Genomic DNA, 12,679 nt, shown 5'->3' with positions numbered 1-12,679 from the left:
CCATGAATCATCAGAAGCATCTGGACTGGCCGTTCTTCGAGGACAGGCACCGCGCGCTCGCCAGCGAGCTGGACGGTTGGTGCGCGCGCAATCTGGCGCATGGCGCGGTCGATCACGACGACGTCGACACGAGCTGCAAATCGCTGGTGAAGGCGCTCGGCGCCGGCGGCTGGCTGCGGCACGCGGTGGCGGGCGAGGGCGAGGCCATCGACACGCGCGCCATCTGCCTGCTGCGCGAGACGCTGGCGCGGCACGACGGACTGGCGGATTTCGCCTTTGCGATGCAGGGCCTGGGATCGGGCGCGATCTCGTTGATGGGCACACCGGCGCAGCGCGAGGCCTATCTGCCGCGCGTCGCGCGTGGCGAGGCGCTGGCGGCGTTCGCGCTCTCCGAGCCGGAGGCCGGGTCGGACGTCGCCGCGATGCAATGCGCGGCGCGCGAGGACGGCGAGCACTACGTCATCGACGGCGAGAAGACCTGGATCTCCAACGGCGGGATCGCGGACTTCTACGTCGTGTTCGCACGCACGGGCGAAGCGCCCGGATCACGCGGCATCAGCGCGTTCATCGTCGACGCCGGCACGCCGGGCTTCGAGATCGCCGAGCGCATCGACGTGATCGCGCCGCATCCGCTGGCGCGCCTGCGCTTCACCGGCTGCCGCGTGCCGAAGACCGCCATGGTTGGCGCGCCGGGCGAGGGCTTCAAGGTGGCGATGCGCACGCTGGACGTGTTCCGCACCTCGGTCGCCGCGGCCTCGCTGGGCTTCGCGCGGCGGGCGCTCGAGGAAGGGCTGAACCAGGCCAAGGAGCGCGCCATGTTCGGCGCCACGCTGGCCGACCTGCCGCTGACGCAGGCCAAGCTGGCCGACATGGCCTGCACCGTCGACAGCAGCGCGCTGCTGGTCTATCGCGCCGCGTGGGAGCGCGACCAGGGCCGCACGATCACGCGCGAGGCGGCGATGGCCAAGCTGATGGCCACCGAAGGCGCGCAGCGCGTCATCGACGCGGCGGTGCAGCTGCACGGCGGCCGCGGCGTGCGGCGCGGCGAGATCGTCGAGTCCCTGTACCGCGAGATCCGCGCGCTGCGCATCTACGAAGGGGCCAGCGAGGTCCAGCAACTGATCATCGGACGAGACCTGTTGAAGAACGGATAAGGACGCGCTCATGCACCGCACCGCCCACCAGGACACCTTTGCTCGCGACCACCTGCCGCCGCAGGACCAGTGGCCGGCGCTGGTCTTCGATTTGCCGGAGCTGCAGTTTCCGGAGCGGATGAATTGCTCGTGGGATCTGCTGGACCGCTGGGTGGCCGAAGGGCAGGGCGGTCGGACGTGCGTGATCGGCGGCGACGGTCGCGGCGGCGAGATCCGCTGGACCTACGCCGAGCTGCAGGCGCAGGCCAACCGCATCGCCAACGTGCTGGTGAACGAGCTGGGCGTGGTGCCCGGCAACCGCGTGCTGCTGCGCGGCGCCAACACGCCGCAGATGGCGGCGTGCTGGTTCGCGGTGATGAAGGCCGGCGCGATCGCGGTGGCGACGATGCCGCTGCTGCGGGCCAAGGAACTGGGCCAGGTCATCGACAAGGCCCGTGTCTCGCATGCGTTGTGCGACGCGGCGCTGGCCGACGAACTGGAGACCGCGCGCGCGCAGTGTCCCGTGCTGGCGCGGGTGTGCCTGTTCCGCAGCGATGCGCCGGACGGGCTGGAAGCGCTGGCCGAGCGCCAGTCGGCCAGCTTCGAGAACGTCGACACCGCCTCCGACGACTGCGCGCTGATCGCTTTCACCTCCGGCACGACGGGACAGCCCAAGGGCACGATGCACTTCCACCGCGACGTGCTCGCGATCTGCCGGTGCTGGCCGGTGCACTGCCTGCGCGCCCAGGCCGACGACGTCTTCATCGGCAGCCCGCCGCTGGCCTTCACCTTCGGCCTCGGCGGCCTCCTGCTGTTCCCGCTGAGCGTCGGCGCGACGGCGGTGCTGCTGGAGAAGGCCTCGCCCGATGCCCTGCTGCCGGCCATCGCCCGGTACCGTGCGACGGTGTGCTTCACCGCGCCGACGTCCTATCGCGCGATGGCCGCGGCGATCGCCGCGGCAGGCACCGGCGCGGTCCGGGCGCACGATCTGTCCTCGCTGCGCAAGTGCGTCAGCGCCGGCGAGGCGCTGCCCGCCGCGACGCGTCAGCTGTGGAAGGACACGACGGACATCGAGATGATCGACGGCATCGGCGCGACCGAGATGCTGCACATCTTCGTTTCGCACACCGAGGAGACGGCACGCCCCGGCGCGACCGGCAAGCCGGTGCCCGGCTATCGCGCCCGCGTCGTCGACGACGAGGGCAACGATGTGCCGCAGGGCAGCGTCGGCAAGCTCGCGGTGCAGGGCCCGACCGGCTGCCGCTACCTGGCGGACGACCGGCAGCTCAAGTACGTGCAGCGCGGCTGGAACCTCACCGGCGACGCCTACCTCATCGACGCCGACGGCTACTTCGTCTACCAGGCGCGGACCGACGACATGATCATCTCCGGCGGCTACAACATCGCCGGCCCCGAGGTCGAGTCCGCGCTGCTCGCGCATCCGGCGGTCGCCGAGTGCGCGGTGGTCGGCGTGCCCGACGACGAGCGCGGCCAGGTCGTGAAGGCTTTCGTGGTGCTCAAGCCGGGCTCGCTCGGCGGGACCGACGAAGCCGCGCTGATCAAGGCCATGCAGGACTTCGTCAAGGCCACGATCGCCCCGTACAAGTACCCCCGTGCGATAGAGTTCCGCGCCAGTCTGCCCCGCACCGAAACGGGCAAGCTGCAGCGCTTCCGCCTGCGTGAGCAGTAACCGCAGTCTTCCGACCGACCGTCCCCTTTCCTCCCCGGAGAAGCCGATGAAGAAGCCGTCGAAGTCCCCCGCGTTCCTGCCCGCCCCGACCGTCGCCCGCACCGCGTCCGCGGCGCTCGTCGCGTTCACCGCGCTGGCCGTGACCGTCCCCGCCGCGCAAGCGGCTGACAAGCTCAAGGTCGGCATGCTGAGCACCTTGTCCGGCGCGGGCGCCGGCCTGGGCGTCGACATCCGCGACGGCTTCGCGCTCGCGGTGCAGCACAACGGCGGCAAGCTCGGCGGCCTGACGGTGGAGACCGTCACCGCCGACGACCAGCAGAACCCCGAGGTCGCCAAGCAGTCCGCCGAGCGGCTGCTCAAGCGCGACAAGGTCGACGTCATGACCGGCATCGTGTTCTCCAACGTGATGCTGGCGGTCGGCCCGAGCGTCTTTGCCGCGCAGGTGCCCTACGTCAGCGCCAACGCCGGCCCGTCGCAGTACGCGGGCGAGCAGTGCAACCCCTACTTCTTCAACGTCGCTTGGCAGAACGACAACCTGCACGAGGCCATCGGCAAGACGGTGATGGACAAGGGCTTCAAGAAGGTCGTCGTGCTCGCGCCCAACTACCCGGCGGGCAAGGACGCGGTGGCGGGCTTCCGGCGCTACTACAAGGGCGCGGTCGCCGACGAGATCTACACCAAGCTCGGCCAGCTCGACTACTCGGCGGAGCTGGCGCAGGCGCGCGCGGCCAAGCCCGACGCGATGTACATCTTCCTGCCCGGCGGCATGGGCATCAACTTCATCAAGCAGTTCGTCGGCGCGGGGTTGTCCAAGGACATCACGCTGTTCGGGCCGGGCTTCTCCGCGGACGAGGACGTGATCAAGGCCGTCGGCGAGCCGATGCTGGGCATGTTCAACAGCTCGCACTGGGCGCATGACCTGGACAACCCGGCCAACAAGCGCTTCGTCGCGGACTTCGTCAAGGCCTACGGCCGGCTGCCCTCGCTGTACGCGAGCCAGGGTTACGACGCGGCGCAACTGATCGGCGCGGCGGTGCGCGACGTGAAGGGGAAGATCGAGGACAAGCCCGCGCTGCTGAAGGCGCTGAAGGCCGCGAAGTTCGAGTCGGTCCGCGGCCCCTTCCGCTTCAACCACAACCAGTATCCGGTGCAGGACTACTACCTGCGCGTGATCACCAAGGACCCGCAGGGCCGCGTGACCAACCGGACGCTGGGCAAGATCTTCGAGCAGCACGCGGACGCGTACGCGCCGCAGTGCAAGATGAAGTGACTGAAGTGACTGAAGTGACTGAAGTGACTGAAGTGACGAGCGGGAGCCCACCGAGATGGACGCGATCCTGATCGCCGAGCAGGCCCTCAACGGCCTGCAGTTCGGGCTGATGCTGTTCCTGCTGGCGGCCGGCCTGACGCTGGTCTTCGGCATCATGGACCTGATCAACCTGGCGCATGGCTCGCTGTACATGGTCGGCGCCTACCTGGCCGCCGCGGCGATCGCGGCGGGCGCATCCTTCGGGGTGGCGGTCCTGGCCGCGGTCGCGGGCACGGCGCTGTTCGGCATGCTGCTGGAAGTGACGCTGCTGCGCCGGCTCTACCAGCGCGATCACCTCAGCCAGGTGCTGGCGACCTTCGCGCTGATCCTGATGCTCAACGAGGGCGTGCGCATGATCTGGGGCGAGCAGCCGCTGCTGCTCAACACGCCGGCGGCGTTGTCCGGCCCCGTCGAGTTGCTGCCCGGCCTGATGTACCCGGCCTACCGGCTGCTGATTATCGGCGTGGGGCTGGCGGTGGCCGTCGGGCTCTACCTGCTGGTGACACGCACGCGGTGGGGCATGTGGGTGCGCGCCGGCGCGTCCAACCGCGCGATGACCACGGCGATGGGCGTGCCCGCGGACCGGCTGTTCACGGCGGTCTTCGGCATCGGCGCGGCGCTGTGCGCGCTGGCCGGATCGCTGCTGGGGCCGCTGCTGGCGGTGCAGGTCGGCATGGGCGAAAGCATCCTCATCCTGGCCTTCGTCGTGATCGTCATCGGCGGCATCGGCTCGATCCGCGGCGCGCTGGTCGGCGCGCTGCTGGTGGGGCTGGTGGACACCGGCTCGCGCACGCTGCTGCCGGCGGTGCTGCGGCAGGTCGCGTCGCCGGAGGTGGCGTCCACGCTGGGCCCGTCGCTCGCGGCCATCCTCATCTACGTGCTGATGGCGGCGGTGCTGTTCTGGAAACCGCGCGGCCTGTTCCCCGCGAGAGGCTGATCCGATGACCGATCCGATCACCCGCCCCACCGGCCCGTTGCGTCCCCGGCGCACGCTGCTGCACCACCGCGCCGGCGGTGCCTGGATCTGGGCGCTGTTCGTCGCGCTCGCGGCGCTTCCGCCGCTGCTGCAGGCGCTGGGCCTGGAGTTCTACACGGTGGTCGCGACCCGCGTGTTGATCTTCGCGATCGCGGCGGCGAGCCTGAACCTGATCCTCGGCTTCGGCGGCCTGGTGAGCTTCGGCCATGCGGCCTTCGTCGGGATCGGCGCCTACACGGTGGGCGTGCTGGCGGACGCGGGCGTGACCTCGGCCTGGATCGCCTGGCCAGCGGCGATGGGCCTGTCCGGTGCGGCGGCGGCGCTCATCGGCGCCATCAGCCTGCGCACGCGGGGCGTCTACTTCATCATGATCACGCTGGCCTTCGCGCAGATGTTCCATTACCTGGCCGTCTCGCTGAAGGCCTACGGCGGCGACGACGGCCTGCCGGTGCCGGCGCGGTCCGCGCTGAACGGCCTGCCGGTGAACCTCGCCGACGACGCGTCCTTTTACTGGGTCGCGCTGGGGCTGTTCGCGCTGGTCTTCGCGGGACTGCGGCGGCTGGTCAATTCGCCGCTGGGCTGGCTGCTGCAGGCCGCGCGCGAGAACGAGACCCGCGTCGCCGCGACCGGCGGCCGCGTCTTCGCGGTGCAGTGGACGGCCTTCGTCGTCGCGGGCGCGATCGCGGGGCTCGCCGGCGCGCTGCTCGCGAATCTCAACGGACTGGTCTCGCCGCACCTGATGCACTGGTCGCAGTCGGGGCAGCTGATGGTGATGGTGATCCTCGGCGGCGCCGGCGCGCTGTGGGGCGGACCGATCGGCGCGGCGGTGTTCCTGCTGCTCGAGGAACTGCTGTCCGGCGTGACCATTCACTGGCAGTTTGCGCTCGGCGCGATCCTGCTCGTCGTGGTGCTCTTCGCGCCGCGTGGACTGGCGGGGATCTTCGACCGCTTCGGTGTGAAGCAGGCGACGTCCTCGACGGCGCCGTCGAAGTCCAAGGGAGCCGCGCATGCGTGACACCACGACGGCGCCCTTGTCATCGTCTTCATCGCCGCTGCCGGAGCTCTCGCTGCTCCAGGTCCATCGGCTGGTGAAGCGTTTCGGCGCGCTGACGGCGACGGACGAGGCCAGCTTCGACGTCCGCGCCGGCGAGACCCACGCGCTGATCGGCCCGAACGGCGCCGGCAAGACCACGCTGATCCACCAGATCTCCGGCGCGCTGGCGCCCGACGGCGGCGGCATCTTCTTCGACGGCGAGGACGTGACCGCGCTGCCGATGCCGCGCCGCGTGCGCGAGGGCCTGGTGCGTTCGTTCCAGATCACCAGCATCTACCGCCGCTTCACCGTGCTGGACAACGTCGTGCTGGCGGTGCTCGCGCGGCGGCCGTCGGCACCACCGTGGTGGCGCGCGGCGCGCGCGGACGAGGCCGCCTATGCCGACGCCGAGGCGATGCTGACGCTGGTCGGTCTCGCGGCGATGGCCGACCGCGTCGCGGGCAGCCTGGCGCATGGCGAGCAGCGTCAGCTGGAACTGGCACTGGCGCTGGCCGCGCGGCCGCGGCTGTTGCTGCTCGATGAGCCGATGGCCGGCATGGGCCCGGACGAATCGGCGCGGATGGTCGAGCTGCTGTCCGCGCTGAAGGTGCAACACCTGACCCTGCTGCTGGTCGAGCACGACATGGACGCGGTGTTCAAGCTCGCCGACCGGGTCTCGGTGCTGGTGAGCGGTCGCGTGATCGCGACCGGCTCGCCGGACGAGATCCGCAACGATGCGGCGGTGAAGCTGGCCTACCTCGGCGACGAAGCGGACGCGGAGGTGGCGCCATGAGCGACGCGCTGCTCGAGATCGAAGGCCTGCGCGCCGGCTACGGCGACAGCCAGGTGCTGTTCGGCCTGGACCTGCGCATCGCCCCGGGCGAGGTCGCGACGCTGCTGGGCCGCAACGGCATGGGCAAGAGCACGACGCTGCGCTGCCTGACCGGCTGGCTGGCGCCGAACGGCGGCCGCATCCGCTTCGCGGGCGAGGACGTCACCGGCTGGCGCGCCGACCGCATCGCGCGCCTGGGGTTGGCGATCGTGCCTGAAGGCCGGCAGATCTTCCCCAACCTCAGCGTGCTGGAGCACCTGCGGGCCTTCGAGGCCAACCGTTGCCGCGCGACGGAGCCGTGGACCGTCGAGCGCGTCTTCGCGCTCTTCCCGCGGCTGAAGGAGCGCGAGAGCAACATGGGCCAGCAGCTGTCGGGCGGCGAGCAGCAGATGCTCGCCATCGGCCGCGCGCTGGTGACCAATCCGCGGCTGCTGGTGCTGGACGAGGCCACCGAAGGCCTCGCCCCATTGATCCGCGAGGACATCTGGCGCTGCCTGGACACGCTCCGGCAGGCTGGGCAGACGATCCTGGTGGTCGACAAGTACGTCAAGCGGCTGATCAGGCTGGCGGACCGGCACAGCATCCTGGAACGGGGTCAGGTCGTGTGGCGTGGCGACTCCGCGGCGCTGGCGGCCGATCAGGGGCTGTGGCACCGGCACCTGGGTGTGTGAGCCGAGACCGAACGACATGACGAGGAGGACGACATGACGGCTGCTTTCGAGCGCGAGGTGCTGATCCGCTTCGGGCATTGCGACCCGGCGGGGATCGTGTTCTTCCCGCGCTATTTCGAGATGCTGAACGCCTTCGTCGAGGACTGGTTCAACGAGGGGCTGGTCGTGCCGTACGCGGAGCTGCTCGGCCCGCGCCGCGTCGGCCTGCCGACGGTGCAGCTGCAGACCAATTTCGAGCGCATCAGCCGCCAGGGCGAGCGGCTGACGCAGCGGTTGTGGATCGAGCGCGTCGGGCGCAGCTCGCTGTCGTTGCGCGTGAGCTTCGACGGCGCGGACGGTCCGCGCGTCAGCTTCGGGCAGGTGCTGGTGTGCACCTCGCTCGAGACGCACCAGTCGCAACCTTTCCCCGAGGACGTCCGCGCCGCGCTGGTGCGGGCGGTCCAGCAGCAGCAATCCCATCAATCGTCAGAGCAGTAGAGGAGTCACGACGATGAGCAACAACAACGACAACAACAACAACAACGACAACGAAATGACAGGCGCCACCAAGCGCGTGCTGCAGCCCGCGGGCTGGGCGCCACCGCGCGGTTACGCGAACGGCGTGGCCGCGACCGGCACGGTGGTCAGCGTGGCCGGGCAGATCGGCTGGAACGGCCACTGCCAGTTCGAGAGCGACGACTTCATCGACCAGTGCCGCCAGGCGCTGGTCAACATCAAGGCGGTGCTGGCCGAAGCCGGCGCGGAGCCGCGGCACATCGTGCGGATGACCTGGTATTTGCTCGACAAGCGCGAGTACGTCGCCCGGGGCCGCGAGGTCGGGCAGGCCTACCGCGAGGTGCTGGGCAGCGAGTACGGCATCGCGATGACCGCCGTCCAGGTCGCGGGTCTGATCGAGGACCGTGCGAAGGTTGAAATCGAGGTGACAGCGGTGGTGCCGGCGCGGGACTAGGATCGACATCGACCCGCCGCGAACGACGGCCTCCGGCCAGCGCGCACCGCCGGCCTCCACGCATTCAAGAACGGAAGAGACACATGAGCCACGCATCCAAGGCCGCGAAGGCCGCATTCCACTGGGACGATCCGCTGCTGCTGGAACAGCAGCTGACCGACGACGAACGCGCCGTGCGCGACGCCGCGGCGGCCTACTGCCAGGACCGGCTGGCGCCGCGCGTGCTGGAGGCCTTCCGGCACGAGAAGACCGACGCGGCGATCTTCCGCGAGATGGGCGAGCTGGGCCTGCTCGGCCCGACGATCCCCGAGGAATACGGCGGTGCCGGCCTGAACTACGTCTGCTACGGCCTGATCGCGCGCGAGGTGGAGCGCGTGGACAGCGGCTACCGCTCGATGATGAGCGTGCAGAGCTCGCTGGTGATGGTACCGATCAATGAATTCGGCAATGAGGCGACCAAGCGCAAGTACCTGCCCAAGCTGGCCAGCGGCGAATGGATCGGCTGCTTCGGCCTGACGGAGCCGAATCACGGCTCGGACCCGGGCTCGATGGTGACGCGCGCGCGCAAGGTCGACGGCGGCTATTCGCTGAGCGGCAGCAAGATGTGGATCACCAACAGTCCGATCGCCGACGTGTTCGTCGTCTGGGCCAAGGACGACGGCGGCCAGATCCGCGGCTTCGTGCTGGAGAAGGGCTGGAAGGGCCTGAGCGCGCCGGCGATCCACGGCAAGGTGGGCCTGAGGGCGTCGATCACCGGCGAGATCGTGATGGACGAGGTCTTCTGCCCGGAGGAGAACGCCTTCCCCGACGTGCGCGGTCTCAAGGGCCCGTTCACCTGCCTGAACAGCGCGCGTTACGGCATCGCGTGGGGCGCGCTGGGCGCGGCGGAATTCTGCTGGCACACGGCGCGGCAGTACACGATGGACCGCCAGCAATTCGGCAAGCCGCTGGCGGCCAACCAGCTGGTGCAGAAGAAGCTGGCGGACATGCAGACCGAGATCACGCTGGGCCTGCAGGGCTGCCTGCGGCTGGGCCGCATGAAGGACGAGGGCACGGCGGCGGTGGAGATCACGTCCATCATGAAGCGCAACAGCTGCGGCAAGTCGCTGGACATTGCGCGCACGGCGCGGGACATGCTGGGCGGCAACGGCATCAGCGACGAGTTCGGGATCGCCAGACACCTGGTCAACCTGGAGGTGGTCAACACCTACGAGGGCACGCACGACATCCATGCGCTGATCCTGGGGCGCGCGCAGACGGGGATCGCGGCGTTCTGAGGCTGGGTTTCCCCCGGAAGGAAGGGCGCTGCGGCGCCCTTTTTCGTTCCCAAGTTGTATGCAGAAACTTGCAAATCTGCAAGTTTCTGCATATGGTTTGGGAATGTCTGCACTCGACCTTTTCGTGGATCAGCGCCTCACCGTCGGGGAGGCGACGTTTTCGCGGGAAGAAGCGGAGCAGGCGTTGGGTTTGACGAAGGCGGGGCTCGATGCAGCCCTTGTGCGCTTGGGAAAGCGCGGACGGATCGTCAACGTCCACAAGGGCTTCTATGTCGTCATGCGGCCCGAGGACCGGGCTTATGGCATTCCTGATCCGGCCCAGTGGATCGGTCCGCTCATGGCCTACCTGGACCTGGACTATCGCGTGTCGCTGTATCGGGCCGCCGCGCTCCATGGCTCTTCGCACCAGGCCGCGATGGTCTTCCAGGTGATCGTCCCAAGGCAACTTCGCAGCTTCGAGATCGGGCGCAGCAGGATCCAGTTCCTGACGCAGGGGGCGGAAGATTTTTTTGCGGTGAATCAAGCTGATTTTCTGACAACGATCAAGACGCGGGCTGGCTTTGCGAAAGCGGCGGGGGTCGAATTGACGCTCCTCGATGCAGCTCGCTATTCAGAGAAGGCGGGCGGCATCAACGGCGTCGCGCAGCTGGTGATGACGTTCGGCGACAAGGCCAGATCAGGGCGCTTGGCGCAGTTGGCCTCCCATTACGAGACGCCGTGTGTGCGAAGACTCGGTTTTCTTTTCGAGCACTTTCATCACGACAAGCAGGCGAGGGCTCTGGAGCCTTTCGCCGCTGGCGCGAAGACAACGGTGTTGCTGGATCCGGTGGCCAAGCCCGTGATCCCTTCGTTGGCAGAAGACTTCGAGAAGAACGCCAAATGGAAACTCCTGTTGAACCAGGAGGTGGAGATCGATCTTTGATTACTCGGAAGTACCTGGAAGCCTGGGCGCAGACTGCCCCTTGGGTGGATGAACGACAGGTTGAACAAGACCTCATCATCTGCCGCGCGCTGTGTGACCTGTTCAACTCGCCGGCCCTGAAGGGCCGGATCGCCTTTCGTGGCGGTACCGCCATCAACAAGCTGCTGTTCCCCGAGCCGCTGCGCTACTCGGAGGACATTGATCTGGTGCAGACGCGGCCGGAGCCGATTGGCAGCACCATTGACGCCATCCGGGAGGCGTTGGCGTGGCTCGGCGTGCCGTCGCGAAAGGTGGCCGCGCACTCGATGCACCTCGTCTACAGGTTCAATCCGGAAGGGGCGCTGGACGAGCGACTGCTGCTCAAGGTCGAGATGAACACCCGGGAGCACGCGAATCTGATGGGGCTGCGCGAGATGCCTTTCGACGTGCGAAACGGCTGGTACAGCGGCGCATGCGACATCACCACCTTCGCGCCGGAGGAGCTCTTCGGGACGAAGTTGCGCGCGCTGCTCCAGCGCCGGAAGAATCGTGACCTCTTCGATCTGCATCACGGTCTGGAGTCTCTCGATCTCGACGCGCGCATGGTCATCATGGCCTTCGACCATTACCTCGGCCTGGAAGGAACAGCGATCACTCGAGCCCATGCCGAAGAGCGCATGCTCAAGACGCTGATCGCCAGTCTGACCGACGACATCGGGCCACTGCTGCCGGCGGGCATGCGATTCGAGGAGGCGGATGCGATCGCTGCGTTTGAGAACGTCTGGCGCAAGGTGATCGCCCATCTCCCTGGCGATGCATGGAAGCGGACCTCCGACGTGCTGGACGAGTTTCGCGTCCGCAAGTTTCCGCGCCTGCTCGAAGGCGTGTAGCTGCTCGGACCACTTTGCCCAAGTCATATGCAGAACACCGCAGTTTTGCATCGTTCTGCATATGGTTTGGGCGGGTGAAAATCGTTGGGGGTTCCTTTCCATCGAGGTCTCCGGGCGAATCGTGACGATCCCGGTCAGAAGCGCTCGACGAGGGCCTGCAGAGACATCGCGACGATGTTCTGAAGCATGTGTGGGACAAGAAGGATCAGGAAGTGATGCGAGCGCCCGGCGTCTCTCCATCGCAGCCACGCCCATGCGAAGACAGCGAACGATGCGGCGGGGCCGAAGAACCACATGGAGTGAAGCGCACCGTGGGCAGCGCCTGCGATCAGGCCGATCACCATGCTGGGCGCCCATACCGCCCGCGTGATGCTACGGGCCACTGATCCGACGGCCCAGAGGAGTAGCGACTCCATGAGTGGTGACAGAAGCACCGCGCCGACCCAGTCGATGAACTGGATCGCCATGTTCGGCATGGGCGGCGCTGGCAAGCCGGTCGCTTGCGCGACGATGGTCGCGAGTCCCTGCAGTCCTGTCGCCGCCAGCAGCGAGAGGACCAAGACCTTCAAGCAATAGATGAATAGCGGTCCCGTGACGTCCAGAGTAAAGCGCCGCGAATCGAGTGGGCGGAGCGGTCGCGCATTCTGTTCGGCACTCATTGGATTCAGGCTCATGAGTTGTCGAGAAGTGCGGGACGCGCCAGCGAGCGATCGACGACCGCGCTGGCGCGTCGTCACCTTATGCAGTCATCTGCGAGCGGCCAATCTGCTCCCAGGTCCCGTCGTCTGCGCCACCGGGAGCCTTCTCGCCTACCCAGGAGCCGAACCCCTTGATGGCGTCCCAGGCTGCGGAGGCCACGAGGCTCTTCCAGAAGCCGCCAGCAACCTGATCAATCTCGTCATCGGTCAACTCGACCCAACCAACGACATCGGTCATTGATTCTTTCTCTCGATTGGCCGAAAGCACTCGGCCTGTGGCTACCTGCGACATTGCAGGTGAACGCGCGCCATGACGCCGA

General features: G+C 68.0%; 14 protein-coding genes. 12 read left to right on the top strand and 2 right to left on the bottom strand.

Annotation, left to right across the window (positions count from 1 at the left end):
- Positions 1–2: 2 nt before the first annotated feature.
- The 12 genes from AC07PR_RS19950 to AC07PR_RS19895 all read left to right on the top strand — a co-directional run bounded on the left by AC07PR_RS19950 (position 3) and on the right by AC07PR_RS19895 (position 11,661).
- Positions 3–1,154, top strand: coding sequence for an acyl-CoA dehydrogenase family protein (locus AC07PR_RS19950; RefSeq protein WP_495136323.1), 1,152 nt, complete (start codon positions 3–5; stop codon positions 1,152–1,154).
- Positions 1,155–1,164: 10 nt separating this feature from the next.
- On the top strand, positions 1,165–2,823 hold the full coding sequence (locus AC07PR_RS19945; RefSeq protein ID WP_495136322.1) for a benzoate-CoA ligase family protein: 1,659 nt from the start codon (positions 1,165–1,167) through the stop codon (positions 2,821–2,823).
- 46 nt (positions 2,824–2,869) lie between these two features.
- Entirely contained in the window at positions 2,870–4,093 is a 1,224-nt protein-coding gene (locus AC07PR_RS19940) for an ABC transporter substrate-binding protein (protein WP_495136321.1), read from the top strand.
- 55 nt (positions 4,094–4,148) lie between these two features.
- Positions 4,149–5,069 (top strand): branched-chain amino acid ABC transporter permease, encoded by a 921-nt coding sequence (locus AC07PR_RS19935; RefSeq protein ID WP_431102524.1) that lies wholly within the window; start codon positions 4,149–4,151, stop codon positions 5,067–5,069.
- Between the two features lie 4 nt (positions 5,070–5,073).
- Entirely contained in the window at positions 5,074–6,123 is a 1,050-nt protein-coding gene (locus AC07PR_RS19930; RefSeq protein WP_495136320.1) for a branched-chain amino acid ABC transporter permease, read from the top strand.
- The gene (locus tag AC07PR_RS19925) at positions 6,116–6,934 is read left to right on the top strand and encodes an ABC transporter ATP-binding protein (RefSeq protein WP_495136319.1); all 819 of its coding nucleotides are present in this window, start codon (positions 6,116–6,118) and stop codon (positions 6,932–6,934) included. Before AC07PR_RS19930 ends, AC07PR_RS19925 begins: the two co-directional genes overlap by 8 nt.
- A complete protein-coding gene (locus AC07PR_RS19920) occupies positions 6,931–7,644 on the top strand; it encodes an ABC transporter ATP-binding protein (protein WP_495136318.1) in 714 nt (237 codons plus the stop codon). Before AC07PR_RS19925 ends, AC07PR_RS19920 begins: the two co-directional genes overlap by 4 nt.
- 33 nt (positions 7,645–7,677) lie before the next feature.
- Positions 7,678–8,121, top strand: coding sequence for an acyl-CoA thioesterase (locus AC07PR_RS19915; RefSeq protein WP_377156195.1), 444 nt, complete (start codon positions 7,678–7,680; stop codon positions 8,119–8,121).
- Positions 8,122–8,176: 55 nt separating this feature from the next.
- Positions 8,177–8,593, top strand: coding sequence for a RidA family protein (locus AC07PR_RS19910; protein WP_495136553.1), 417 nt, complete (start codon positions 8,177–8,179; stop codon positions 8,591–8,593).
- Between the two features lie 83 nt (positions 8,594–8,676).
- Positions 8,677–9,870 carry an acyl-CoA dehydrogenase gene (locus AC07PR_RS19905; protein WP_377156193.1) on the top strand — a complete coding sequence of 398 codons (1,194 nt, stop codon included), beginning with the start codon at positions 8,677–8,679 and terminating at the stop codon, positions 9,868–9,870.
- A 103-nt stretch (positions 9,871–9,973) separates the two neighbouring features.
- Complete coding sequence (locus AC07PR_RS19900) at positions 9,974–10,792, top strand: type IV toxin-antitoxin system AbiEi family antitoxin domain-containing protein (protein WP_431102529.1); 819 nt, start codon at positions 9,974–9,976, stop codon at positions 10,790–10,792.
- A 44-nt stretch (positions 10,793–10,836) separates the two neighbouring features.
- Positions 10,837–11,661, top strand: coding sequence for a nucleotidyl transferase AbiEii/AbiGii toxin family protein (locus tag AC07PR_RS19895; RefSeq protein WP_495136317.1), 825 nt, complete (start codon positions 10,837–10,839; stop codon positions 11,659–11,661).
- 134 nt (positions 11,662–11,795) lie between these two features.
- Here AC07PR_RS19895 and AC07PR_RS19890 read toward each other — a convergent pair whose 3' ends face one another.
- Positions 11,796–12,335 carry a hypothetical protein gene (locus tag AC07PR_RS19890; RefSeq protein ID WP_377156187.1) on the bottom strand — a complete coding sequence of 180 codons (540 nt, stop codon included), beginning with the start codon at positions 12,333–12,335 and terminating at the stop codon, positions 11,796–11,798.
- 64 nt (positions 12,336–12,399) lie between these two features.
- The gene (locus AC07PR_RS19885) at positions 12,400–12,597 is read right to left on the bottom strand and encodes a hypothetical protein (RefSeq protein WP_495136316.1); all 198 of its coding nucleotides are present in this window, start codon (positions 12,595–12,597) and stop codon (positions 12,400–12,402) included.
- Positions 12,598–12,679: the final 82 nt, after the last annotated feature.

The organism is Roseateles sp. GW821-FHT09H11, assembly GCF_059415845.1.
This window is presented reverse-complemented; position numbering and strand designations above follow the sequence as displayed.